This is a genomic window from Neorhizobium galegae (genome assembly GCF_017877055.1).
Lineage (GTDB): Bacteria > Pseudomonadota > Alphaproteobacteria > Rhizobiales > Rhizobiaceae > Neorhizobium > Neorhizobium galegae_D.
The window spans coordinates 431,620-455,093 of record NZ_JAGIPG010000001.1 but is presented as its reverse complement, the minus strand read 5'-3'; the positions used below and the strand labels follow the sequence as shown (position 1 = coordinate 455,093).

Here is a 23,474-nt window from a genome sequence, read left to right as displayed (position 1 = left end):
ACCTGCGGGATCGTCGATTGCCAAAAGTGTGTCATTTCGCAGGTGCACACACAATGCAGAATTTTGTGTGCTCTGTGTAGCCGAAAACGCTACGCCAACACATTTAAGCCGATGCTCTTTTAGGCGCCGATTTGCGCGCATCGGCGCCACGCATGAAGCGCTCGATGAAATCGACCAGCTTGCCGGCCGCAAACGAAAGCTGGCGGTCCGGTGCGACGCAGAGATCGATCGGCGTGCGCACCGCCTTGCCGGCGACGATCGGCACCGCGGCAAGCTGGCCGGCATCGATTTCGCGCTGCACCGCGAGCGCCGGCAAAAGCGTCACCGCCGCGCGGCGCAACACCAGTTCCTTCAGCATTTCCAGGGAACCGGTGACGAAAACCGGATCGAGCTCCAGCCCGTCCTTGGCGAACAGTTCCTCGAAGGCCTGGCGGGCGCCGAAATTCTTGTCGGGCAGCGCGAGCGGCATGCGGACGAGGTCGCGCAACGTCAGTTCACTGGCGCCGGCGGACGGATGGTCGGCCGCCATGATGACGTCATAGGTAATCTCGGAGCGCAGCCGCACCTTCACCCCGGATATCTTTGGCGCAAACAGCGTCACGACCAGGTCGGCCTCCGCCGCGGCGAGCGCCTCCACCGCCTCGCGGGCGCTGGTGATCGCCACCTCGAAACGCAGCTTCGGATAACGTAGGCTGAATTCCGCAAGCACCGGCGCGATCAGGTTGGCGACCGTCGCGCCGTTGGCATAGATGACCACCTTGCCACGCTGCAGGCCCTGCAGGTCATCGATCAACTGGTGCACGTGTTCGAGCTCGCGCAGCGTCCGCCCCGCCCGCGCCGCCAGGAGTTCGCCAGCGGCGGTCAGCTTGATGCCGCGATTGCTGCGCTCGACGAGCGGCGTGCCGAAATAATGTTCGAGATTCTCGATCTGCCGGGAGACCGCGGTCGCCGCGACGTTGAGGTTCTCGGCTGCCGCCCGCATCGAATTGGTGCGGACCAGTTCGTCGAAATACATAAGCGCCCGAAGCTGCATGCGATCCTGCCGGCTGAAACATGTCGCCCGAAAGCGGGGACCGGTTTCGGGATAGTGACATTGATAAATCGAGACACCCGTCAGCCGCGGCGAAAACCTTCGCTGGCGACGAGCAGTTGGCGCGTATATTCGGCGGAAAACTCGCGGTTTTCCAGCGCTTTCCGCGGCACCGTCTCGACCACCTTGCCGGTTTTCATCACGGCCAGCCGTTCGCACATGTGGCTGATGACGCCGAGATCGTGGCTGACCATCACGAAAGTGAGGTTGCGGTCACGGCGCGCCTGTTCGAGCAGGTTCAGGATTTCCGCCTGGATCGAGGCATCCAGCGCCGAGGTCGGCTCGTCGAGCAGCAGGATCTTCGGCTCCACGATCAGCGCTCGGGCGATCGCGATACGCTGTCGCTGGCCGCCGGAGAGCTGGTGCGAATATCGGAACCGGAAGCCGGTCCCGAGCCCTACCTCGTCGAGCGCACGGTTGATGCGCGTCTCGATATCGGTGAAACCGTGGATGACGAGCGGTTCCAGCAACAGCCGATCGACCGTCTGGCGCGGATGTAGCGAGCCATAGGGGTCCTGAAACACCATCTGTACGGTGCGGTAGAACTCCTTGTCGCGCTTGCGGCCGGAATAGGGGCGACCGTTGACACTGAGCGTGCCCTGCTCGAAGGAGACAAGACCCGAGACCGCGCGCAGCAGCGTCGATTTGCCGGAGCCGGATTCCCCGACGATGCCGAAGGATTCGCCGGTACCGATATCGAAGCTGACATGGTCGAGTGCTGCAAATTCGTCATAGGTGACGACCATGTCGCGGATGGAGAGAGCCGAGGTCATAGCGCCCACTCCGGCTTGCGGTCGAGCACGGGCAGCGGATGCCGGTCCGAACCGATGGTCGGCAGACAGTTGAGCAACCCGCGCGTATAGGGATGCTGCGCATCGGCCAGGTTGGCGGCCGGCAGTTCCTCGACGATCCGGCCGGCATACATGACGATGACGCGGTCGCAGAAGGAGGAGACGAGCCTGAGATCGTGGGAGATGAAGATCAGCCCCATGCCGCGATCGGCCACCAGCTTGTCGAGAATATCCAGCACTTCGAGCTGCACGGTGACGTCGAGCGCCGAGGTCGGTTCGTCGGCGATCAAGAGTTCCGGGCCGCAGACCAGCATCATGGCGATCATCGCCCGTTGGCCCATGCCGCCGGAAACCTCGTGCGGATAGAGCGAAAAGACCCGCTCGGGATCGCTGATCTGGACGGCTTCCAGCATGGCCAGCGCCCGGGCCTTGGCCGCCGAAGTCGAGATCCGCTCATGCGTTTTCAACGTCTCGACGATCTGCCGGCCGATGGTCATCACCGGGTTCAGCGAATATTTCGGATCCTGCAGGATCATCGCCACCTGCTTGCCGCGCAAATGCCGCCGCTCGCGGGCCGGCATGGTGAGCAGGTCCCGGTCGCCGAAGGCAAGCTTGCGGGCCGTGATCTTCGCATGTCCGGGGGTCAGGCCCATGATCGCGCGGCCGGTCTGCGACTTGCCGGAACCGGATTCGCCGACGATGCCGAGCCGCTCGCGGCCAAGCGCGAAGGAGACGCCGCGCACGGCCTGCACGTCGCCGGTACGGGTCGGAAAGGTGACGCGCAGATCTTCCACCGTCAGAAGCGGCTTGGCTGGCATCGTCATTGCCCCGCCTCCTTCGGATCGAGCGCGTCGCGCAATCCGTCGCCGAGTAGGTTGAAACCGAGGCTGACGATCAGGATCGCAAAACCCGGCATGGCGGCGACCCACCATTGATCGAGGATGAAGCGGCGGCCGGACGCGATCATCGCGCCCCATTCGGGAAGCGGTGGCTGGGCGCCGAGGCCGAGGAAACCGAGGCCTGCGGCGGTGAGGATGATGCCGGCCATGTCGAGCGTGACACGCACGATCAGCGACGAGAGACAGAGCGGCATGACGTGGCGCAGCACGATACGGAAGGGAGACGCCCCCATCAGCTTCACCGCCGAGATGAATTCCGAATTGCGGAAGGTCATCGTCTCGGCGCGGGCGATGCGCGCATAGGGCGGCCAGGAGGTGACGGCAATCGCGAGGATCGCATTCTCGATGCCGGGACCGAGGGCAGCAACCAGCGCCAGCGCCAGCACCAGCTTCGGAAAGGCGAGGAAAATATCGGTGATCCGCATCAGCACCGCATCGATCCAGCCGCCGGCATAGCCGGAGACCGTGCCGACGATCAGACCGATCGGCGCGGCAATGATCGCCACCAACACCACGACGAGCAGCGTCAGCCGCGAGCCATGGATCAGGCGCGAGAGAATGTCCCGGCCCTGGTCGTCGGTGCCGAGCAGATAACCCGCCGTGCCGGGGGGCAACAGGCGTGCGTTACGCAAGTCTCCCTGCACCGGGTTATGGGGTGCCAGCACATCGGCGAAGGCCGCGACGAAGAGCAGGAGGATGAGGATGACGAGGCCGAGGAGGGCAAGCCGGTTCTCCGCGAACCGGCGCCAGATCACATAGGCGCGGCCAAGTCGGGCCTGGCGGCGCGAAGCGGGCCGGTCGGACAGCAGCCACTCGCGGCTATAGGGCTTCGGGGTCTCGCCCAGGGCTATTGAGGGCCGGCTCATCGGTTTCGTGTCCTGGGATCAAGCGTCCGATATAGAAGATCGGAGAAGAGATTGATGCTGACGAAAACGACGCCAATGGCGATCGTGCCGCCGAGCACGGCGTTCATGTCGGCATTCTGCAGCGAGTTGGTGATGTAGAGGCCGAGCCCTGGCCAGGAGAAGATGGTTTCCGTCAGCACCGACCCCTCGAGCAGACCCGCATAGGACAGTGCGATGACCGTCACCAGCGGCACTGCCGCATTGCGCAATGCGTGGAACCAGATGATCCGCGTCTCCGACAGGCCTTTGGCCCGCCCCGCTACCACATATTCCTGCGCCAGTTCGTTCAGCATGAAGGAGCGTGTCATGCGGCTGATATAGGCAAGCGAGAAATAACCGAGCAGCGATCCTGGCAGGATGATGTGACGGAACAAGTCCCAGGCCACGTCCCATTGCCCCTGCCAGATGGCATCCAGAAGGTAGAAGCCGGTATTCGGCGTGAACGTGTATTCGTAGACGATGTCGATGCGGCCCGGATAGGCAACCCAGTTGAGGCGCGCATAAAAGAGCACCAGTGACAGAAGGCCCAGCCAGAAGATCGGCACGGAATAACCGATCAGGCCGATCACGCGAACGATCTGGTCGGCGATGCTTCCCCGCTTGACCGCCGCCAGCACCCCGAGCGGCACGCCGATGAGCGCCCCGATGATCGTGCCAATCGTGGCAAGCTCGATCGTCGCCGGGAACACCCGGGCTATATCGGCCATGACAGGATTGGTCGTCAGCACGGACGTACCGAAATCACCCGTCACGGCCTGCTTGAGATAGATCCAGAACTGCTGGTAGAGCGGCAGGTTGAGGCCCAGCTCTTCGCGCACCCTCTCTACGACATGCGCCGGCGCCCGGTCGCCCACGATAGCGAGCGCCGGATCGATCGGCACGACGCGGCCGATAAAGAAGGTGACGGCAAGCAGGCCGAGGAATGTGGTGGCCGCGGTCACGATGAACCGCAGCGCTGCCATTGTGGAAGACGATGCACGGCGCCGTCTGCGCCGTGTCGCCGCTGTCGTATCGATCAAGGTCAAGGAAGCGGCCTTTCAGGCTATTCCTTCGACACCGTATAGACGAAGTTCGTATCGAAGCTCGGGCCAAGCTTGAAGTTCTTGAGCTTGGGCGAATAGCCGGCCACTTCCGTCTGCTGAAAGATGAGGACGAACGGGCTCTGCGCCAGAACCTTCCGCTGCAGGTCTTCATAGATGGCGGCGCGCTTTCCGGCATCCTTTTCGACCAGCGCGCCCTTGGCGGCGTCCGAGAGATCCTTCGGAACTTCCCAGGCATTGCGCCAGGCAAGCGTCTTGGTCTTGCCCCCGTCCGAATTGTCGGGGTTGATCGTGAAGGTCTCGGCGTTCGAGTTCGGGTCGAAATAATCCGAGCCCCACTGGCCGATATAGATGTCATGCGTACGGGCGCGGAATTTGGTCAGCGTCTGCTTGCCGTCGCCGGGGATGATCTCGAGCTTGATGCCGGCTTGCGCCAGCGTCTGCTGCACGCTTTCGGCGATGCCGGTCACCGGCTGATTGTTGCGCACATCCATGCTCACGGTAAAGCCGTCCTTGAAACCTGCCTTTGCCAGCAACTCCTTGGCCTTGGCCACGTCCAGCTTGTAGGGATTTTCGTTGAGCGCGCCGAGCTGGCCCTTGGGAAGGAAAGTCTGGTGGATCTCGCCGATGCCCTTGATCAGCGTCGCACCGATCGCCTCGTAGTCGACAAGATACTTGAAGGCTTCAATCACTTCCGGCTTGGCCAGGTTCTTGTTCTTCTGGTTGAGGCTGAAATAATAGACCGTGCCCTTGGGTGCCGACGTGAGCCGGATGCCGTTCTTCTTCTGAACCGCATCGAGATCGCCCGGCTCCAGGTTGCGGGCAACGTCGATATCGCCGTTTTCAAGCGCCAGCCGCTGGCCCGAGCTTTCCTTCATGTGACGGTAGATAACCCGCTTCAGCTTCGGCTTTTCGCCGTAGTAGTTGGGGTTGACCTCCATGATGACGGCTTCGTTTGCGCGCCAGGCCATCGTCTTGTACGGGCCAGAGCCGGCATAGCCGGTCTTCATCCATTCATTGCCGAAATCTGTGTCGTATTTATAGTCGGCAGTCGGCGTTACCTTCTTGGCATGTTCCGTCACGACCTTCTTGTCGACGACGGAAGCGACCGTGGCGGTCAGCACGTTCAGCACGAAGCTCGGTGCATAGGGCTTGTCCACGGTGAATACGAAGGTCGTGTCGTCGGTGGCCTTGGCCTTGTCTGCGACATTGTCGCCCGTCAGGCCGAACTGGGTGAGCAGGAAGGCCGGCGACTTGTCGAGCTTGACCGCGCGCTCGAAGGAATAGGCAACGTCGGCGGCGGTGATCGGGTTGCCGGACGCGAATTTCAGGCCGAATTTCAGCTTGAACGTGTAGGTGAGGCCATCGCCGGATGTGGTCCAGCTGTCGGCCAGGTCGCCGATCACCTTGGATGTATCGGCAGGGTCCAGCATGACGAGCTTGCTGTAGCAATTGGCCGTGATTTCGGCGGTCGACAATTCGAACGCTTCGCCCGGATCAATCGTGATGATGTCGTCGATCGCAAAGCCTTCGACGAGCGTATCGGCCGGCGTCGCGGCAAAGGCCTGCGGTGCTGCCGACAGCAACAGCCCAAGTGCCGCGCTGGTGGATAGCACTCGAAGGCTCTTGTTGAGCGAATGGATCATGTAAGTTCCCCTGTTTTTTGTTCGTTCGACCTTTGGAAAAGAAGCCTATTCGTGCCAGGCCTTCCCCAAAACTCTGAGCCAGTTTTCCCGGCATAGCTTTTTTAGCTCTGCGTCAGCGTAGCCCGCTCGCTTGAGCACCGCAACCAGATTTTGATTGCCCGCAGCATCATGTATTTCTTCAGGAATCGAGGCGCCGTCGAAGTCCGATCCGAGCGCTACGTGATCGATGCCCATGCGTTGCACCATGTGGTCGATATGGCGCACCATGTCCGAAAGCGGCGTGGCGACATTGTCGCGGCCGTCGGGGCGCAGCATGGTCACGGCATAGTTGAGACCGACGAGGCCGTCGCTCTCCTTGACAGCGTCAAGCTGGCGGTCGGTGAGGTTGCGGGCGACCGGCGTCAACGCATGCGCATTCGAATGGCTGGCGATCAGCGGCTGGTCGGAGGTCTTCGCCACATCCCAGAAACCCTTTTCCGTAATGTGGGCGAGATCGATCAGGATGCCGAGCGTGTTGCAGGCCTTGACCAGCTCGAAACCATGGCCGGTCAGGCCGGGGCCGGTGTCGGGCGACATCGGATAGGCGAAGGGCACGCCGTGGCCAAAGATGTTGTGGCGGCTCCAGACGGGCCCAAGGGAGCGCAAGCCGGCAGCATGGAAGACTTCGAGATTGTCGAGATCGGGATCGATCGCCTCGCAGCCTTCCATGTGCATGACGGCGGCGAAGATACCGTCGTCCATCGCCCTGCGGATGTCGGCGGTCGAACGGCAGAGCCGCCAGGCGCCGGCGCGGTCGAGTCGCAGCGCGATCGATGCCATTTCGAGCGCGGTCGTCAGCGACGGAAGATGATCGAGCGGGACGGACAGCGGCGTGACGTAATGGCCGTTCTGATCGGGCTCTTTCAGAACCAGTTCGCCCGACGGGATATAGATGGCGCAGAGGCCACCGGCGAGCCCGCCGGCCTTGGCACGCGGCCCGTCGATATGGCCGTTCGGCGTGCCGTTTACAAATTCCGCGATCGGATCGCCGCCAGCCTTCATGTTCCGCCAGAGCCGCAGGAGCACGTCGTTATGGCCGTCGAACACCAGTTCCATGAAGTCTATTCCCGATTGTCTTGTGAAAGTTCCAAGGTGAGCAATGCGCCGATCCTAGCCAGCCCCTCCTCTTTCGCAAGCTGGAAAAGCATCAGGCCGTCCAGTTCCCCTCGCCCGCCTTCTTCAGCATCGGCGTCCGGAAAACGCCCGCGACTCGTGGACGCCATTGCGGGCCGAACGCATCGAGCTTGTCGTGCCAGCGCTCCGATTGCAGCATGGCGGCGCCGATCACGACCGGCTCGATGCCGAGCGAGGCCATCAGCGTAAGCCCGGAGACGATCGAGGTGCCGCTGGAGATCACGTCGTCGACCAGCGCGACGCGCTTGCCCTGGATGAGAGGCAGCATGCGCGGATCGACATAAAGCCGCTTCTGCTGCTCCGGCGTGGTGATCGAAGAAAGTGGCACCGAGAGGCTCTCGTCGTACCAGAATTTTCGCGAGGTCCCGAGCGGGACGTAACGGGCGTAGCCGAGCGACCGGGCAACGGCAGCGGCGAGCGTCAGGCCGAGCGTCGGCAGGCCGATGATCACTTCCGGGCGAAAGGCGGCGATCTTCGGCGCCAGATCGGCGGCAAGCGCGTCCTGAACGTCGAAACTCGCCTGGTTGATGATCAGCGACGCCAGCGCATGTTCGCCGTCGGCCAGCGGCCGGATCGGCAGCCTGATCTGGCTGCCGTCATCGAGCGTAGCGGGAAAGAAGCCGGAAAACGGCCCCGCCCGCTCGAACGAACCCGCCGGATGAACATCCTGCCAGAAATCATGCGGCTGCATGCGCTTTTCCTATTCGAGCACTTCGAGGATCGGCGATTCCAATACCGTGCCTTTGCCTACGTCGGCAATGCCGCGATCGGTCTGGTGAGGCCCGGGATTGCAGGCAAGCGTCGCGCCGAAACAGGCCTTGAACACGAGATAGGGCGGCTGCCAGTCGACAATACGGTCCATGACGGCGCGGATGTCTCGGAAGCCCTCAGCAACCTCTGCCATCGGCGCTTCGGAGACAAGGCCGGAAAGCGGCAGCGGCAACAGCACGTCGATCTTGCCGCCGGTCGCAACCGCCATGCCGCCGCCGGCTTCGATCACCGCATTGGCGGCGGCGGCCATGTCGGCCGGGTCGGACCCGAAGACGGTGAGGTTATGGCTGTCATGGGCGAGCGTGGTGGCGAATGCGCCCTTCCACGTGCCCCAGCCGGTCAAGAACCCAAGACGGGTGCGGCTGTCGGCACGGCCGTGGCGGTGGGTTACGGCGATCAACGTCGCGCCCTCCGGGGGTACCACGTAACCATCGACGACATCCGCATCCGTCTGCCCCCAGTTCGTGAAACGCGGACGATCGATCGTCGCGAGCCTGACTTTGCTGCCCCCGGCAGGCAGCATGAAATCTTCTGCCTGAAGCGGCTTGAGCTTGACCGAATCCTGCAAGACGCAAGGATCGGTCGTATGAAGTTCGACCGTCATGACGCCGTCACGCGCAATCAGCGTGCCGCTGGCGAACACATGGCGGGCGCGAAAATCCGTGAGGTCCTCGAAAAGCACGATATCGGCCCGGCGACCGGCGGCGATCAGTCCGAGGTCGGGCCGGCCGATGCGGACCGACGCGTTCAGCGTCGCCGCCTGCAGCGCCCATTCCGGTTTCATGCCGTAGCGCACCAGCCGGCGCACCACGTCGTCGAGGCCACCGCCCTCTACGAGATCATCCGGAAAGACGTCGTCGGTGCAGAGCGTCACCGTCTGCGGCAGACGGCCGAGCGCGTTGAGCGCCTCGACGAATTCCGGCAGCAGATGATCGTGGGATCCGCGCATCTCGATGGTCAGCCCCGCCCGCAGCTTGGCCATCAGATCGGCGGCGGAGACGAGTTCGTGGTCGGAGGTAATGCCCGACGCCATGAAGGCGGCAAGATCCGGCCCGACGAGACTGCGGGCGTGGCCGCAGACCAGCTTTTCCGATACCAGCGCCGCCTGCACGATGCCGCTCATGCGCGGATCGCGGTCGATGACGCCGCGCATGTTCATCACTTCCGCAAGCCCGCCGATCTTCGGCCAGAACAGCATTTCTTCGATCGTCGCCGCGTCGAAATCGGCCCCGGCCATTTCGAGACCCGGTGCGGACGGCACGCAGGATGGCGCCAGAACCACGGCGCGCAACGGCAGCGGCTTTACCGCCTCCAGCGCCCAGGCGACGCCTTCGGTTCCGTGCACATTGCCGAACTCGTGCGGGTCCCAGACGATGGTCGTCACCCCGCGCGGCAACACGGCGCCGGCATAGGTCGCAGGCGTCACCATCGAGCTTTCGATATGCATATGCGTGTCGATGAGGCCGGGCGAAATGAACGCCCCCGTCGCGTCGACGATGTCGGCGGCATCCGAACGGGAACCGGTCTCGTGGACGCTGGCGATTACCGGCCCAACGAGGCCGATATCGGCTAAGCGCAGCTCACCCGTCACCATATCGACCAGCGTGCCGCCCGATATCAGGATGTCGAACGGCGCATCGCCGCGCGCCGCGGTGACGGCACGGTCACGCAGACCCGGCTCGGTAAATTCCTGTACGCTCGAGATGATATTCTTCACCAGCTTGCCTCTGACCGCAGTGTTTCAAGAATGACGGCTCTCGCCTTCTCCACGTCGATCTCGACGCCATAGGCCGCATTGAATTCGCCCCGGCCTGTGCGCGTCTCGACGACAGTGCGGCCCCGCGTCAGCGTTCCGGAAAGCTCGACGTCGAGGCGCGCCTCGCGCCAGGTCACGTGTTCGGGAAAGACGAAGGCGACGGCTGCGACCGCATCGTAGAGCGCCATGGCCGGACGACCGCGGCTGGTGGCGATGGCGACGAAACCGGCGAGAAGATCGGCGACCAGTTCAGCATTGCGCCCGCCCGCCGCCCGGATCGGCGCGACATCTTCCGGCGCGCAGAGCACCTTGCGACAGAGATCGAGATCGACCATCCGGAACGGGATCTTGTGAGCAAGCGCGATCGCCAGCGCTTCCGGATCGGCAAAGGCGTTGAACTCGGCGGATGCCGTGTGGTTGCCGTTGGTGACACCGCCGCCCATCCAGGTGAGATCGGTGATCCTGGCCGCAAGATCCGGCCGGGCAAGCACGACGGCTGCGATATTGGTGAGCGGCCCGAGCGCCATGATCCGGCGCTCACCCTCGCCCTTTTCTAACCAGGAACAGAGCGCTTCGAAGGCATCGGTATGAAACGCATCCGGCGCTTCAGGCAAGGCCCGGCCCGCGGTCGGGATGCCAGTCTGGCCTAGAATGCCGGTCGCGGTTTCCATTTTGGCCAGCACCGGTGCGGCGCGTCCCGCATGGATCGGAAAGGGCCAGACGAAAGCCGACGCTGCGCCGGCCGCATTTCGGCGGACATGCTCGATAGGCGCATTTCCATAGACCAGCGAAACACCGTCGATGCCAAGCCCCGCATGCGCTGCGACCATGATCGCGGCGATGTCGTCGAAACCCATGTCCGTGTCGATCCAGATACCCATGTCAGCTGATCCTACACGAATCGGGAGAGCGGCGCGGCCTTTTCGGCCGGCAGGTCGAAGACAAGGGCATCACCCAGCGCATGCGTCGGTCGGCTCGCCTCCACCTCGGCCTTGATCGGACCAAACGCGCTATCGAGCAGATATTCTCGGCTATCGCCGGCAAAGGATGTACCGCGCACGGTGCCCTGGAAAGGACCTGTCCCCAGGGTCACCATACGCGGCCGCCAGGCAAGACCCGCCGCTGAAGGGGCCCCGCTGGAAAGATGGCCCGAGAGATCGATGAGACCTGCGCTGGTCTTCATCTTTCCGTTTTCGAGCGGGAAAATGTTCTCGAACCCGACGAAGTCCGCGACGAAGGACGATGTCGGGCGGTTGTAGATGTCTTCCGGCGAACCGATCTGCTCTATCTTACCGCTCTTCATGACCACAATGCGGTCGGCGAGCGCCAAAGCTTCGGCCTGGTCGTGGGTAACGAAGATCATCGTCACGCCGGTCTCCTTCTGGACGCGCTGCAGTTCGGTGCGCATTTCGAGACGCAGCCGGGCATCGAGGTTGGAGAGCGGCTCGTCGAGCAGCAGCACCTTCGGTTCCATGACCATCGACCGGGCAAGCGCGACGCGCTGCTGCTGGCCGCCGGAAAGCTCGGCCGGCTTGCGGTTGGCGAAGTCGGAAAGGCCGACGGACTTGAGGCCGGACTTGACCTTGGTATCGAGTTCGGTGCCGCGCATGCCCTTGAGCTTCAGCCCGAAGCCGACGTTCTCGTAGACGGAGAGATGCGGGAAGAGCGCATAGGACTGGAACATCAGGCCGACGGCGCGTTTATTGGCCGGCACGCGGGTGATGTCGGCACCGTCGAGGCGGACATGGCCGCTTTTGACCGGCAGCAGGCCTGCAATGGCGCGCATCGTCGTCGTCTTGCCGCAGCCCGACGGGCCGAGCAGCGCGATCAGCTCGCCCTTGCGGATGTTAAGATCGAGGTTCGCCACGGCGACGGAATCGCCATAGGCGAGCGTCAGCTTTTCAAGCGAGAGATAGGACGCATCAGACATAGCGGGAGAACCCTAGGAAACGTTCGGCAATAAAAACGATGCCGATGGAGAGGAAGGCGAGCAGCGAGGAGAGCGCTGCGACGGACGGATCGAAGACGATTTCCATATAGGCGATCATGTCGACCGGCAGGGTGCGCACGCCCGGTCCCGAGAGGAAGAGCGACACCGGCACCTGGTTGAAGCTGGTGACGAAGCCGAGAATGAAGGCCGACATGATGCCGCCGCGGATATTCGGCATCACCACCCGGAAAAAGGCGCCGAGCCGTGACGAGCCAAGCAACACTGCAGCTTCCTCGATATCGGAGCGCAGATTGTCGAGGCTGGCGGAGACGACGCGTACCGCGTAGGGCAGGACCAATGCCGTATGGGCGAGGAACAGCGCCAGGGTGATACCAACCTGGAAGGGCACGACGATATAACGCAAGAGCGCCAGGCCGACGATGATGCCCGGCACGATGATCGGCGCCGAGACGACGGTACGGACGATCTCGGCCCCCGGCAGCTTGTAGCGCGACAGGGCGTAGGAGGCCGGGATGCCGAGGACAAGCGCCGCCGCCGTGCCGCCGATCGCCAGGAACAGCGACATGCCGAACGAGGCGCGGAAACTTTCCACCGTGAAGACCTTGGCGATCCAGCGCAGCGAAAAGCCCTGCGGCGGGAAGGCAAGCGTCTCTCCGGCCGAGAAGGAGGCCGCGACGATGATCAGGAACGGACCAATCAGGAAGGCGATCACCAGCAGCAGCGTGATCGGAATGAAGAGGCTGCGCGCGGTCATTGCGGGCTCCTCTGCTTGTTGCGCGCCGTGGCGACGCGTTTGAGGAGGATGTTGGCGGCAAAGCTCATGACGATCAGGATGAAGGCGATGACGCTCGCCGCGACGAAATTGTTGGAGACCGCAACCTGCTGGTAGAGCAGCGTTTCGAGCATCAGCACCTTGGAGCCGCCAAGGATGGCGGGCGTGATGTAGGCGGTGAGCGAACCGGTGAAGACCAGCGTTCCCCCGATGACGAGGCCTTCCTTGGTAAGCGGTAGCACGACCTTCCAGAACACCTGGAACCAGTTGGCGCCGAGCACCCGCGCCGCAGGAATGGCGTCCTTCGGCATGTTTTCGAGCGCCGAGATCAGCGAGATGATCATCAGCGGCAGGAAAAGCTGCAGCAGGCCGATGAAAATAGCCGTTTCGGAAAACAGGATGCGCAGCGGCGCCTCGGTGATGCCGAGCGCCTGGAAAGCCTGGTTGACGATGCCGGTACGGCCGAGGATGACGATCCACGCATAGGTGCGGGCGACCGGCGAGATCATCAGCGGCAGCACGACGAGGCCGGTCACCTTGCCCTTGGCGCCGGGCTCAAGGCTGACGATCGCGAACGCCGCCGCATAACCGATCACCGCCGAAGCGATCGTGACCAGCGCCCCGAGCCTGAGCGTGCGCAAGAAGACGGCCTGGTTCAGCGGATTGGAGAAGAAATCCGTATAGGCGGAAATCGTCCAGCCGCCGGCGGGCGCCCGAAATCCGTCCGATAGCAGGATCACCACCGGCACGAGAAACACCGTCGCCGCGAAGATCGCGGCCGGCAGCGCAAGTGCCAGCGCTTCAGCCCTGTTTTGAAACATCGGTGGTCTTCTCCAAAGTAACCCTCCCCTCCGCCGTCATCCTGGGGCTTGACCCGAGGATCCAGGCCCAAGCCCCAAGGGGCCGAATGCGGAAGGGACTATGCAAGAAAGAGTGGATCCTCGGGTCAAGCCCGAGGATACGGGCATGGGCGGGAACCTCAGCCCTTACTGGCCTACCTTCTCGTTCCAGGTCTTGATCCAGCCGGCGCGGTTGTCGAGCGCCACGGCGGACGGGATCAGCTTCAGGCTCTTTGCCGTTTCCTCGCCATAGGTGAGGTTGTTGGCGATCGCCTCGGGCAGCTTGACGTCCTTGTTGGCCGGGCTGTCGATCAGCTTTTCGGCGAGCTTGGTCTGGACTTCGGTCGATAGCCAGAAATCCATGAACTGCAGCGCGAGCTCCTGGTTCTTGGCACCCTTGGTGAGGATCATGACGTTCATGCCGCCCGTCTGGCCTTCCTTCGGGGTGGCCCAGGCGATCGGGAAGGCGAGCTTGGTGAAGGGAGCCCAGGTGAAACGGCCGATCGGCGCTGCCCAGATTTCTTCCTGCTGCATCAGTTGCACGAGCTGCGAGGACTTCTCGTAGAAGGTAACGATCTCGGCCTTCTTGGCGCCGACCGCCTCGATCGGTGCCTTCAGGTCAGCCGTGTCCTTGGCAAGCGCTAGGCCCAGCATATAGAGCGCCGGCGGGCCCTGGTTGGTGGTGACATTCGGCCATGCGACATGGCTTGCATATTCCGGCTTCAGCAGATCGGCCCAGCTGTCGATCTTCATCTTGTCCGAACGATAGGCGATCGAGGTGGCGTAGAACGTGTAGCCGACGCTCATGCCGTCCTTGTTCGGGTCCTTGGCGACATCATAAAGCTTGCCGAAGCTGGAGAGCTTCGACGTATCGATCTTGTCGATCAGGCCGGCGCGCGAGGCGGCCAGCGCATCGGCCATCGAGACGACCGCCATGTCGACCACCGGATTGGCCTTGTTGGCTTCCATCTTGGCAAGGCGCTCGACGCTGTTGCCGGTCTCGACCACCAGCTTGCACCCGCAGATCTTCTGGAAGGGTTCGTAGACGATCTGCTTGTATTCGTCCTGAGCAAGCGCATAGACGGAAATCGTCAGCGTCTTTTCCTGGGCGAGCGCCGGGGTTTGCGCGGCACCCATGGTGAGCATCAGGGCGGCGCCCGACGCAAGAATGACCTTGTTCATGATGTGACTTCTCCTGCTGTCGGTTTGTTGGGGGTTCTGGCATGTAAATTCGGTGCGCCACCGGCGTGCGGAGCACCCGTTGATTGGCGCACGATGAGCTGCATCGGGACCCGGTCGGTCTCGGAGGTAACGTTGCCGGCTGAAATCTCCTCGGCACCGTTCTCGGCCTCTCCCTCGGGCTCGATTGCGCGGATGAGCGCTGCAATCGCCAGGTCGGCGATCGTTGCCATGTCCATGCGCACGGTGGTGAGCGCAGGCGTGACCACCGGGGACCAGATGAGGTCGTCGAAACCGGTGACGCTGACCATTTCCGGCACGCCGATGCCGGCGCGCTGCAACTCCGTCAGCGCCCGAAGCGCCGAAAGATCGGAAACCGCCGCAAAAGCCGTAAAACCAGCCGCCGCCTTGTCTGCAAGGCCAAGCGGGCAGCCTTCGCCCGAAACCGCCTCGACCTTCTCGATCCACATCGTATCGCATTCGGCATCCGGCCCGAGACCCGCCTTCAGTCCGCCGATACGGTCGTTCTGTACGTTCGAGAAGGCGCTGGTACCGATCAGCAGCACCTTGCGATGGCCAAGTGCTGCGAGATGACGGCCCATCTGGGCGCCCCCCTCCCAGTGATCGGCAGAAACCGTGTTGCCGGGGGTGGAGGGCGTATCGATGACGGCGACGGGGCAGCCTATGTCGGCGATCCGTGTGCCGCGGCGGGGCACGATGACCATGCCATCGACACCGCGTTCCAGAAGCCGGCCGATCGCCTCGGTCTGCTTGGCGATGTCGCCGCGGGAGTCGGCGATCAGAACGCCGTAACCGGCATTCGAGGCCGCATTCTCAATCGCCTGGGCGATCTGCGGAAAGAGCGGATTGGCGATATCCGGCAGCACGAGGCCGAGCACGCCGGCGCGGCCGGTGCGCAGCGCCCGGGCGGTGAGGCTCGGCACGTAACCGAGTTCGCTCGCCTTGGCCCGCACCTTCTCGATAAGCTCCGGCGACACACGTCCCTTGCCGGAAAGCGCATTCGACACGGTCGCCGCCGACACGCCGAGGGCGGCGGCGATTGCGCTCATATTGGAGCCGGGACGGGGCAATGCCATGGCAGTCTCTGATTAAACGTTTAAGCACGAATACTTTGATCAAAAGGCTTTGTCGAGTCGTTTGTAATTGCCGACCGACCAATATCCCCACATCCTGCCTTGACTCTTCCCCGGCGACCAGTGGAAATCCTTGGGTATTCATGAGGGAAGAGTGATGAATAACGACGAGATCACCGGGCTTTCGGCAACCGCACTTTCGGAGGCGATTCATGACGGCCGGGTGTCCTGCGCCGCCGTGGTGACGGCCTATCTCGACCGGATCGACCGGCTCAATCCGGCAATCAACGCGATCGTCAGCCTGCGCGGCCGCGACGAGCTCCTCGCCGAGGCGGCTGGATGCGACGCCGAGCTTGCCTCTGGCAGATCGCGCGGCTGGATGCATGGAATGCCGATCGCCATCAAGGATCTCTGCGAGGTAAAGGGCATCCGCTGCACCTACGGCTCGCCGATCTTCGCCGATTTCGTGCCTGAGAAGGACGAGGTGATGGTCGAACGCATCCGGGCAGCCGGTGCGATCATCATCGGCAAGACCAATACGCCGGAACAGGGGCTCGGCTCGCAGAGCTACAACCCGGTGCATGGGGTTACGAGGAACCCCTACGACCTGACAAAGACCGTCGGCGGATCGAGCGGCGGCGCGGCCGCCGCACTTTCCGCCCACCTCCTGCCGGTCGCCGATGGCGGCGATCAGATGGGTTCCCTGCGTAACCCGGCCGCCTTCAACAACGTCGTCGGCTTCCGCCCGAGTTTCGGCCGCGTTCCTTCTTCGCTGAAGCCCGAGAGCTTCCTAGGCCAGCTTTCGGTGCTCGGCCCGATGGGCCGTACGGTGCGCGATACCGCCGCCCTGCTCGCCACACAGGCGGGCTACGATCCGCGCGACCCACTGTCTCTTCCGACCGAGGACCTGACACCGCAGGAAAGCCGCGATTTCTCAGGCGCCCGCATCGCTTGGCTCGGCGATCTCGGCGGTTACCTGCCCTTCGAGCCCGGCGTGCTGGAACTCTGCCGCTCGACATTGCCGGTCTTCGAGAAGATCGGCTGCAAGGTCGATGAGATGATGCCGGAATTCGACATGGCGGATGTCTGGCGCTCCTGGACGACGCTTCGGAGCTGGCTCACCGCGAGCAGTATGCGGGACAACTATGACGACCCGGCCAAGCGCGCTAGGATGAAGCCCGAGATCATCTGGGAAATCGAGCGCGGCCTCGACATGAGCGCCCGCGAGGTCCATTTCGCCTCGAAGCGCCGCAGCGCCTGGTATCAGTATCTGCTGACGGTATTCGACCGTTACGACTACCTGATCCTGCCCTCCGCCCAGGTCTTTCCCTTCGAGGCCGACACCCATTGGCCGAAGGAGATCGCCGGACGAACAATGGATACCTATCACCGCTGGATGGAAGTCGTGATACCGGCCTCGATGGCCGGCCTGCCGGTCGCCGCCATGCCCGCGGGTTTCGGCGACAACGGCCTGCCGAACGGCATCCAGATCATCGGCCGGCCCCGTGCCGACAAGGCAGTGCTGGAGATTGCGCTGGCTTATGAGGCGGAGACGGATTGGCTGGATCGGCGGCCGAGGCTTTAGACCAGGCGGTGCCTTTATTTCTCCCTTGCGGGAGAGAAAGTGATTTCAACACCTTAGCTTCAGCTGAGTGTTAAAAATCGCAAGTGAGGGGATTTCTCCGCTCAAGAAGGCCCCCTCACCAACAAAATCTATGACTTGGTTGCGCTAAGATCATGATTTTGTAACCTCTCCCCCAAGGGGAGAGGTAAACCCGCGGCAAGGCTACCACCCGACGACGTCCACATCCTCGCGATACCGGCCAACTTCCTCCAGAAGCCATGCTCGAAAAGCGACCACCGGCCGAAAGTCCGCCTTGCTGATCGGCGCAACCGCATAATAGGCGCTGGGGCTCGTCACCTGATGCGGAAAAGCCTCGACGATCTGGCCGGTCGCCAGTTCCGAGTCGATCAGGAAGAGCGGCATCAGCGCCACGCCCAAGCCCGCGATACAGGCCTGCGCGACGCTGCCGAACTGCTCGAACCGCATGCCCTGCGACGGCGTGCCGGTGACGCCCAGGCTTTCGAACCAGTGATTCCAGGCGCCCGGCCGCGAGGCCATGTGCAGCAGCGGCAGGCGCAACAGATCCTCGCCTTTTTTGATCGGATGGCTTGCAAGGAATGCCGGCGAGCAGACCGGAGCCACCATCTCCTCCATCAGGAAGGTGCATTCCGCCCCCGGCCAGTCAGGTTGGCCGATATGGATCGCCATGTCGATGCCGTCGCGATCGAAATCGAAGACCCCGATGCGGGTGGCGAAATTCAGCGTGATCTCCGGGTGCCGAGCGACGAATTGCGGGATGCGCGGCATCAGCCAGCGGGTGCCGAAGGTCGGCAGGATCGCGAGGTTCAGCTGATCGCTATGCCGTTTGGTCATGACCTGCAACGAGGCGGAGCGGATCTGCGACAGTGCGCTCGCCACCACCTTGGCGTATTCCGCCCCCGCCGAAGTGAGGCTGACCCCGCGGCTGGTACGGTCGAAAAGCTGGATACCAAGCTGCTCCTCCAGCCCCGAAACCTGCCGGCTGATTGCCCCTTGAGTCAGCGACAGCTCTTCGGCGGCCCCCGAGAAGCTGCCGAGCCGGGCGACGGAATCGAAGGCCGCGAGCGCGGACGTGGAGGGTAGCAGTTTTCGCGAGAGGCTCACCATGCCCTATTACTATAGATCATGGCCTGATGAGTAAACGGTGCTTGCTCTCGGGCGCAGGGTGGCGATAATTCTTCAAACTTCAAATTGCCCGATTTCAAACCGGAGGCGAGACCCGTGGCTTTTTCCTGGAACGATCCCTTTCTTCTCGAAGACCAGTTGACCGAAGAGGAGCGGATGATCCGCGATGCGGCGGCCGCCTTCGCCAAGTCCGAACTGATGCCGCGCATCAATGAGGCCTATCTCGACGAGACGACCGACAAGGGCCTGTTCAAGCTGATGGGCCAGACCGGCCTGCTCGGCGTGACCCTGCCGGAGGAATATGGTGCTGCCAACGCCTCCTACGTCGCCTACGGCCTCGTCGCCCGCGAGATCGAACGTATCGACAGCGGTTACCGCTCGATGATGAGCGTCCAATCGTCGCTGGTCATCTACCCGATCTTCGCCTACGGCTCCGACGAGCAGAAGAAGAAATATCTGCCCGGCCTCGTCTCCGGCGAACTGATCGGCTGTTTCGGCCTGACCGAGCCGGATGCCGGCTCAGATCCGGGTGGCATGAAGACCCGCGCCGAAAAGATCGAGGGCGGTTATCGCCTGCGCGGTTCGAAGATGTGGATCTCCAATGCCCCGATCGCCGACGTCTTCGTCGTCTGGGCGAAGTCGGAAGCCCATAACAACGAGATCCGCGGCTTCGTGCTCGAAAAGGGCATGAAGGGCCTGTCGGCCCCGAAGATCGGCGGCAAGCTTTCGCTGCGCGCCTCGATCACCGGCGAGATCGTCATGGACAGCGTTGAAGTCGGCGAGGATGCCATCCTGCCGAACGTCTCAGGTCTCAAGGGTCCCTTCGGCTGCCTCAACCGCGCTCGCTACGGCATTTCCTGGGGCGTCATGGGTGCCGCCGAAGACTGCTGGTTCCGCGCCCGCCAGTATGGCCTCGACCGCAAGCAGTTCGGCAAGCCGCTCGCCGGCATGCAGCTCTACCAGAAGAAGCTGGCCGATATGCAGACCGAAATCACCCTCGGCCTGCAGGCTTCGCTGCGCGTCGGCCAGCTGATGGACCAGCACAAGATGGCCCCGGAAATGATCTCGATCGTCAAGCGCAACAATTGCGGCAAGGCGCTGGATATCGCTCGGGCTGCCCGCGACATGCACGGCGGCAACGGCATCCAGATCGAGTATCACGTCATGCGCCACTCGCAGAACCTGGAAACGGTCAACACCTACGAAGGCACGCACGACGTCCACGCACTGATCCTCGGCCGCGCGCAGACCGGCATCCAGGCGTTCTTCTGAGCGGAAACTTTACCGCTTCGACAAATCAGCCCGGCCGCTTCCAGCGCGCCGGGCTTTTATATCTCGGCGTTTCAGCCGAATGGCGGTCGCGGGCTCACGCGCGCGCGCCAAGAGTGACGAGAAGCTCATCCAACTGCCCCAACTGTTCGGGCATCGCACCTTCCATGCCGGCGCAGGATTCGTCGGCGGCTTCCCTGGAAGGATAAAGTTCATGCAGGACCAGCAGCGTCTTACCGCCGTCCTCCTCCTCGAAGCTGACCGTGGTGACGGAGCCGTTTTCGCTTTCGTCATTGGTCCAGACGAGGCGCGAGGGCGGCGACACTTCGAGATATTTTCCGAAGAAGGTCATGGAGTTTGCGGCGTCCTGTCCGAACGTGACACTATAGCCTCCCCCGGCGCGGGCATCCATCTCGCAGGCGAGAAGCGGGACGCCGCTGGACTTGGGCGCCCACCACAGCTTGAACAATTCGGGCTTGGTCCATGCATCGAACACGAGGCGAACCGGAGCGTTGAAGCTGCGCGTCACGACGAGTTCGCGCTCGGATCTCCGTTCGACCGCCGTGCGGCCGTCACTCGCTTTCTTGTCCATCGATTTTCTCCCTAACCCCGCCGGGCAGCCTCGATCGCCGCGACGTCGATCTTCTGCATCTTCATCATCGCATCAAAGGCGCGCTTCGCCTCGGCGCCGCCGACAGCAAGGGCCTCCGTGAGCACGCGCGGCGTGATCTGCCAGGAAATACCCCATCTATCCTTGCACCAGCCGCATTCGCTTTCCTGGCCGCCGTTACCGACAATCGCGTTCCAATACCGATCGGTCTCTTCCTGGTCTTCGGTCGAGATCTGGAAGGAAAAGGCTTCGTTGTGCTTGAAGATCGGGCCGCCGTTCAGGCCGATGCATGCCACGCCGGCAACGGTAAATTCCACCACGAGCACATCTCCCTGCTTGCCGTCCGGGTAATCCGCCGGCGCGCGCATTGCGGCGCCGACCTTGCTGTCCGGAAAAGTCTCGGCATAGAAGCGGGCAGCCTCCTCGGCATCCTTGTCGAACCATAGGCAGATCGTGTTCTTCGCCATTGCATTTCTCCCTTTTTATCCTGGTTGCCCGGTCGTCGGCGACGACCATATCTTAAAGACGCACGTACTTTCGGTAATCCGACATCCAGCCGAAAAAACTCAGGTCCCTTCACCAACCACGCCGTTTTTCGTCATTGGAGAAATTTGCGCCTTCGGTGTATCAGTGATGCGCCGCCGCGATCGGGCGGCGAGAAAATGAGCAAAGGTCGTTTTGAAGAATGCACGCCATGGAGAATGCGGCGGAAGAGGCCGGTGGCGGTTTCAATGTCGGCGAGCGTCTTTGCCTGGTGCGCAAGCAGCACGGGCTGTCGCAGCGGGCGCTGGCGGTCAAGGCGGGCGTCACCCATTCCCTCGTCTCATTGATCGAGAAGAACAAGGTAAGCCCTTCCGTAGCCTCGCTGAAGAAGATCCTCGAAGCAATCAACTATCCGCTGACCGACTTCTTCGCGCTGACGCTGCCGCCGGTCGACCAGGTGTTCTACCGCGCCGATGAACTCACGCCGCTTTCGACCGGCGCCTTGACGCTGCTGCAGGTCGGCGACGCCAAATCCCACGATGTCCAGATCTTTCACGAGTTCTACGAGCCCGGCGCCGATACCGGCGAAACCATGCTGCAGCACGAGGCCGAGGAAGGCGGCGTGGTCGTCGCCGGCGAATTGGAACTGACCGTCGGCGGCCAGACGCGTATCCTCAAGAGGGGCGACGCCTTCCTCTTCGACAGCCGCCAGCCGCACCGATATCGCAATGTCGGAACCGAGCGCTGCGAGGTGGTAAGTGCCTGCACGCCACCCTATCTTTAAGGTGGGCAGAGCCCGGATTTCATTCAGCACCTTTTGGACATTGCCAATGAACGTTGATTGTTGCTGTCAATTATTTTAGGTCAGAACCCGATATTCCCGCACCCTCTCCCAACGCCTTGAAAACGGCGTATCCAGCCTTGAAATGAAAGTGGACACCATGCACAGCTATCCCGACGTCAAGCTTTTCATCAACGGCGAATGGCGCGATGCCATCGGCGGCGAAACCATCGATGTTTCCGATCCCGCGACGGAAGAAGTGATCGGGAAAATTGCCCATGCCCGCAAGGCGGACCTGGACTTGGCGCTGGAAGCTGCCGAAAAGGGTTTCAGGATCTGGCGCGACACCTCCCCCTTCGACCGCTCGAAAGTGATGCGCAAGGCCGCCGACCTGCTGCGCCAGCGCGTCGACCAGATCGCCTATTACATGACCCGCGAACAGGGCAAGCCGCTCGCCCAGTCGAAGATGGAAGTCATGGGCGCTGCCGATACGATCGACTGGTTCGCCGAGGAAGCCCGCCGCACCTATGGGCAGGTCATCCCGGCCCGCTTCACCGGCGTTTCGCAACTCGCGATCAAGGTGCCGGTCGGCCCGGTCGCCGCGTTTACGCCCTGGAATTTCCCGCTCAACCAGGTGGTCCGCAAGCTCTCCGCAGCCGTTGCCACCGGTTGCTCGATCATCGTCAAGGCGCCTGAGGAAACCCCGGCATCGCCGGCCGAACTGATCCGCGCCTTTGTCGATGCCGGCGTTCCTGCAGGCGTCATCAACCTCGTCTACGGCATTCCGGCCGAGATTTCCGAATACCTGATCCCGCATCCGGTCATCCGCAAGATCTCGTTCACCGGCTCGACCCCGATCGGCAAACATCTGGCGGCCCTTGCCGGCAAGCATATGAAGCGCGCCACGATGGAGCTCGGCGGCCATGCGCCGGTGATGATCTTCGACGATGCCGATCTCGAAAAGGCGATCGAAGTCACCGCCATGTCGAAATTCCGCAACGCCGGCCAGGTCTGCGTCGCCCCGACCCGCTTCCTCGTTCAGGACGGCATCGCCGACAGGTTCACCGCCGGCTTCGTCAAGGCGGCCCAGGCGATCAAGGTCGGCAACGGCCTGGAAGACGGCGTCGGCATGGGCCCGCTCGCCAACGAGCGCCGCATCCCCGCCATGGAAGCGCTGATCCAGGACGCCATCACCCATGGCGGCGAGTTGAAGACCGGCGGCCACCGCATCGGCAACAAGGGCCACTTCTTCGAGCCGACGGTACTTTCCGAAGTGCCGACCTCGGCCAAGATCATGAACGACGAGCCTTTCGGCCCGGTCGCCATCATCAACCGCTTCTCGCACTATGACGATGCCATCGCGGAAGCCAACCGCCTGCCCTTCGGCCTCGCCTCCTACGCGTTCACCGGCTCGGTCAAGACCGCCCATGCGCTCAGCCGCCAGGTGGAAGCCGGCATGCTGACCATCAACCACAACGGTCTCGCCCTGCCGGAAGTCCCCTTCGGCGGCATCAAGGACAGCGGCTACGGCACGGAAGGCGGCTCGGAAGCCACCGAAGCCTATCTCGAAACCCGCTTCGTCAGCCAGATGAGCTGATCTGAGGGTTTCGAACCGAGTTCTCGACGCCGGTCGGTGCTGACGCATCGGCCGGCGTTTTCTTTTGCCCTTGCCGGTTCCATTCGAGTCGAATACCAAA

At 62.8% G+C, this 23,474-nt stretch carries 22 protein-coding genes; 4 read left to right on the top strand and 18 right to left on the bottom strand.

The annotated features are described in order from the left end of the window. Positions 1 to 103 precede the first annotated feature (103 nt). The 15 genes from J2857_RS01895 to J2857_RS01825 all read right to left on the bottom strand — a co-directional run bounded on the left by J2857_RS01895 (position 104) and on the right by J2857_RS01825 (position 15,909). Positions 104 to 1,033: a LysR family transcriptional regulator gene (locus tag J2857_RS01895; RefSeq protein ID WP_210008288.1), complete on the bottom strand. Its 930-nt coding sequence runs from the start codon at positions 1,031 to 1,033 to the stop codon at positions 104 to 106. An 80-nt stretch (positions 1,034 to 1,113) separates the two neighbouring features. Next, entirely contained in the window at positions 1,114 to 1,863 is a 750-nt protein-coding gene (locus J2857_RS01890; RefSeq protein ID WP_210008287.1) for an ABC transporter ATP-binding protein, read from the bottom strand. Then, positions 1,860 to 2,699 (bottom strand): ABC transporter ATP-binding protein, encoded by an 840-nt coding sequence (locus J2857_RS01885; RefSeq protein ID WP_210009994.1) that lies wholly within the window; start codon positions 2,697 to 2,699, stop codon positions 1,860 to 1,862. The genes J2857_RS01890 and J2857_RS01885 overlap by 4 nt, the downstream gene beginning before the upstream one ends. A 2-nt stretch (positions 2,700 to 2,701) precedes the next feature. Then, complete coding sequence (locus tag J2857_RS01880; protein WP_210008286.1) at positions 2,702 to 3,646, bottom strand: ABC transporter permease; 945 nt, start codon at positions 3,644 to 3,646, stop codon at positions 2,702 to 2,704. Next, positions 3,643 to 4,647, bottom strand: coding sequence for an ABC transporter permease (locus tag J2857_RS01875; protein ID WP_373426824.1), 1,005 nt, complete (start codon positions 4,645 to 4,647; stop codon positions 3,643 to 3,645). Before J2857_RS01875 ends, J2857_RS01880 begins: the two co-directional genes overlap by 4 nt. Positions 4,648 to 4,727: 80 nt before the next feature. Beyond that, positions 4,728 to 6,371, bottom strand: coding sequence for an ABC transporter substrate-binding protein (locus tag J2857_RS01870; RefSeq protein ID WP_210008284.1), 1,644 nt, complete (start codon positions 6,369 to 6,371; stop codon positions 4,728 to 4,730). 45 nt (positions 6,372 to 6,416) lie between these two features. Then, positions 6,417 to 7,466 carry a dipeptidase gene (locus J2857_RS01865; protein ID WP_210008283.1) on the bottom strand — a complete coding sequence of 350 codons (1,050 nt, stop codon included), beginning with the start codon at positions 7,464 to 7,466 and terminating at the stop codon, positions 6,417 to 6,419. 91 nt (positions 7,467 to 7,557) lie between these two features. Then, positions 7,558 to 8,235 (bottom strand): phosphoribosyltransferase, encoded by a 678-nt coding sequence (locus J2857_RS01860; RefSeq protein ID WP_210008282.1) that lies wholly within the window; start codon positions 8,233 to 8,235, stop codon positions 7,558 to 7,560. A 9-nt stretch (positions 8,236 to 8,244) separates the two neighbouring features. Further along, the gene (locus J2857_RS01855) at positions 8,245 to 10,032 is read right to left on the bottom strand and encodes an adenine deaminase (protein WP_348635647.1); all 1,788 of its coding nucleotides are present in this window, start codon (positions 10,030 to 10,032) and stop codon (positions 8,245 to 8,247) included. Then, positions 10,029 to 10,952 (bottom strand): nucleoside hydrolase, encoded by a 924-nt coding sequence (locus J2857_RS01850; RefSeq protein WP_210008281.1) that lies wholly within the window; start codon positions 10,950 to 10,952, stop codon positions 10,029 to 10,031. The genes J2857_RS01855 and J2857_RS01850 overlap by 4 nt, the downstream gene beginning before the upstream one ends. A gap of 11 nt (positions 10,953 to 10,963) precedes the next feature. Next, the gene (locus J2857_RS01845; RefSeq protein ID WP_210008280.1) at positions 10,964 to 12,001 is read right to left on the bottom strand and encodes an ABC transporter ATP-binding protein; all 1,038 of its coding nucleotides are present in this window, start codon (positions 11,999 to 12,001) and stop codon (positions 10,964 to 10,966) included. Then, positions 11,994 to 12,776, bottom strand: a complete 783-nt coding sequence (locus tag J2857_RS01840; RefSeq protein ID WP_210008279.1) for an ABC transporter permease — start codon at positions 12,774 to 12,776, stop codon at positions 11,994 to 11,996. Before J2857_RS01840 ends, J2857_RS01845 begins: the two co-directional genes overlap by 8 nt. After that, positions 12,773 to 13,615 carry an ABC transporter permease gene (locus J2857_RS01835; RefSeq protein WP_210008278.1) on the bottom strand — a complete coding sequence of 281 codons (843 nt, stop codon included), beginning with the start codon at positions 13,613 to 13,615 and terminating at the stop codon, positions 12,773 to 12,775. Before J2857_RS01835 ends, J2857_RS01840 begins: the two co-directional genes overlap by 4 nt. A gap of 165 nt (positions 13,616 to 13,780) precedes the next feature. After that, positions 13,781 to 14,815: an ABC transporter substrate-binding protein gene (locus J2857_RS01830; protein WP_210008277.1), complete on the bottom strand. Its 1,035-nt coding sequence runs from the start codon at positions 14,813 to 14,815 to the stop codon at positions 13,781 to 13,783. Next, the gene (locus J2857_RS01825) at positions 14,812 to 15,909 is read right to left on the bottom strand and encodes a LacI family DNA-binding transcriptional regulator (RefSeq protein ID WP_245362986.1); all 1,098 of its coding nucleotides are present in this window, start codon (positions 15,907 to 15,909) and stop codon (positions 14,812 to 14,814) included. Before J2857_RS01825 ends, J2857_RS01830 begins: the two co-directional genes overlap by 4 nt. Before the next feature lie 154 nt (positions 15,910 to 16,063). Between J2857_RS01825 and J2857_RS01820 the strand changes: the two genes are divergently transcribed. Beyond that, positions 16,064 to 17,491 (top strand): amidase, encoded by a 1,428-nt coding sequence (locus tag J2857_RS01820; RefSeq protein WP_210008276.1) that lies wholly within the window; start codon positions 16,064 to 16,066, stop codon positions 17,489 to 17,491. A 201-nt stretch (positions 17,492 to 17,692) separates the two neighbouring features. Here J2857_RS01820 and J2857_RS01815 read toward each other — a convergent pair whose 3' ends face one another. Further along, positions 17,693 to 18,616 (bottom strand): LysR family transcriptional regulator, encoded by a 924-nt coding sequence (locus tag J2857_RS01815; protein WP_210008275.1) that lies wholly within the window; start codon positions 18,614 to 18,616, stop codon positions 17,693 to 17,695. 114 nt (positions 18,617 to 18,730) lie between these two features. Between J2857_RS01815 and J2857_RS01810 the strand changes: the two genes are divergently transcribed. After that, entirely contained in the window at positions 18,731 to 19,906 is a 1,176-nt protein-coding gene (locus tag J2857_RS01810; protein ID WP_210008274.1) for an acyl-CoA dehydrogenase, read from the top strand. Positions 19,907 to 20,000: 94 nt separating this feature from the next. Here the strand turns inward: J2857_RS01810 and J2857_RS01805 are convergent, their stop codons facing one another. Further along, positions 20,001 to 20,495, bottom strand: a complete 495-nt coding sequence (locus tag J2857_RS01805) for an SRPBCC family protein (protein WP_210008273.1) — start codon at positions 20,493 to 20,495, stop codon at positions 20,001 to 20,003. An 11-nt stretch (positions 20,496 to 20,506) separates the two neighbouring features. Further along, positions 20,507 to 20,980: a VOC family protein gene (locus J2857_RS01800; protein WP_046628929.1), complete on the bottom strand. Its 474-nt coding sequence runs from the start codon at positions 20,978 to 20,980 to the stop codon at positions 20,507 to 20,509. A 218-nt stretch (positions 20,981 to 21,198) separates the two neighbouring features. On the opposite strand from J2857_RS01800, the gene J2857_RS01795 reads away from it, so the two are divergent. Next, positions 21,199 to 21,780 (top strand): cupin domain-containing protein, encoded by a 582-nt coding sequence (locus J2857_RS01795; RefSeq protein ID WP_210008272.1) that lies wholly within the window; start codon positions 21,199 to 21,201, stop codon positions 21,778 to 21,780. 157 nt (positions 21,781 to 21,937) lie between these two features. Continuing rightward, entirely contained in the window at positions 21,938 to 23,374 is a 1,437-nt protein-coding gene (locus J2857_RS01790) for an NAD-dependent succinate-semialdehyde dehydrogenase (RefSeq protein ID WP_210009991.1), read from the top strand. Positions 23,375 to 23,474: the final 100 nt, after the last annotated feature.

What these genes read in the sequence shown, in the direction of transcription:
- J2857_RS01895 (WP_210008288.1), bottom strand. Translation starts at nt 1,033, where the DNA reads ATGCAGCTTCGGGCGCTTATGTATTTCGACGAACTGGTCCGCACCAAT.
- J2857_RS01890 (WP_210008287.1), bottom strand. Translation starts at nt 1,863, where the DNA reads ATGACCTCGGCTCTCTCCATCCGCGACATGGTCGTCACCTATGACGAA.
- J2857_RS01885 (WP_210009994.1), bottom strand. Translation starts at nt 2,699, where the DNA reads ATGCCAGCCAAGCCGCTTCTGACGGTGGAAGATCTGCGCGTCACCTTT.
- J2857_RS01880 (WP_210008286.1), bottom strand. Translation starts at nt 3,646, where the DNA reads ATGAGCCGGCCCTCAATAGCCCTGGGCGAGACCCCGAAGCCCTATAGC.
- J2857_RS01875 (WP_373426824.1), bottom strand. Translation starts at nt 4,647, where the DNA reads ATGGCAGCGCTGCGGTTCATCGTGACCGCGGCCACCACATTCCTCGGC.
- J2857_RS01870 (WP_210008284.1), bottom strand. Translation starts at nt 6,371, where the DNA reads ATGATCCATTCGCTCAACAAGAGCCTTCGAGTGCTATCCACCAGCGCG.
- J2857_RS01865 (WP_210008283.1), bottom strand. Translation starts at nt 7,466, where the DNA reads ATGGAACTGGTGTTCGACGGCCATAACGACGTGCTCCTGCGGCTCTGG.
- J2857_RS01860 (WP_210008282.1), bottom strand. Translation starts at nt 8,235, where the DNA reads ATGCAGCCGCATGATTTCTGGCAGGATGTTCATCCGGCGGGTTCGTTC.
- J2857_RS01850 (WP_210008281.1), bottom strand. Translation starts at nt 10,952, where the DNA reads ATGGGTATCTGGATCGACACGGACATGGGTTTCGACGACATCGCCGCG.
- J2857_RS01845 (WP_210008280.1), bottom strand. Translation starts at nt 12,001, where the DNA reads ATGTCTGATGCGTCCTATCTCTCGCTTGAAAAGCTGACGCTCGCCTAT.
- J2857_RS01840 (WP_210008279.1), bottom strand. Translation starts at nt 12,776, where the DNA reads ATGACCGCGCGCAGCCTCTTCATTCCGATCACGCTGCTGCTGGTGATC.
- J2857_RS01835 (WP_210008278.1), bottom strand. Translation starts at nt 13,615, where the DNA reads ATGTTTCAAAACAGGGCTGAAGCGCTGGCACTTGCGCTGCCGGCCGCG.
- J2857_RS01830 (WP_210008277.1), bottom strand. Translation starts at nt 14,815, where the DNA reads ATGAACAAGGTCATTCTTGCGTCGGGCGCCGCCCTGATGCTCACCATG.
- J2857_RS01825 (WP_245362986.1), bottom strand. Translation starts at nt 15,909, where the DNA reads ATGGCATTGCCCCGTCCCGGCTCCAATATGAGCGCAATCGCCGCCGCC.
- J2857_RS01820 (WP_210008276.1), top strand. Translation starts at nt 16,064, where the DNA reads ATGAATAACGACGAGATCACCGGGCTTTCGGCAACCGCACTTTCGGAG.
- J2857_RS01815 (WP_210008275.1), bottom strand. Translation starts at nt 18,616, where the DNA reads ATGGTGAGCCTCTCGCGAAAACTGCTACCCTCCACGTCCGCGCTCGCG.
- J2857_RS01805 (WP_210008273.1), bottom strand. Translation starts at nt 20,495, where the DNA reads ATGGACAAGAAAGCGAGTGACGGCCGCACGGCGGTCGAACGGAGATCC.
- J2857_RS01800 (WP_046628929.1), bottom strand. Translation starts at nt 20,980, where the DNA reads ATGGCGAAGAACACGATCTGCCTATGGTTCGACAAGGATGCCGAGGAG.
- J2857_RS01795 (WP_210008272.1), top strand. Translation starts at nt 21,199, where the DNA reads ATGCACGCCATGGAGAATGCGGCGGAAGAGGCCGGTGGCGGTTTCAAT.
- J2857_RS01790 (WP_210009991.1), top strand. Translation starts at nt 21,938, where the DNA reads ATGCACAGCTATCCCGACGTCAAGCTTTTCATCAACGGCGAATGGCGC.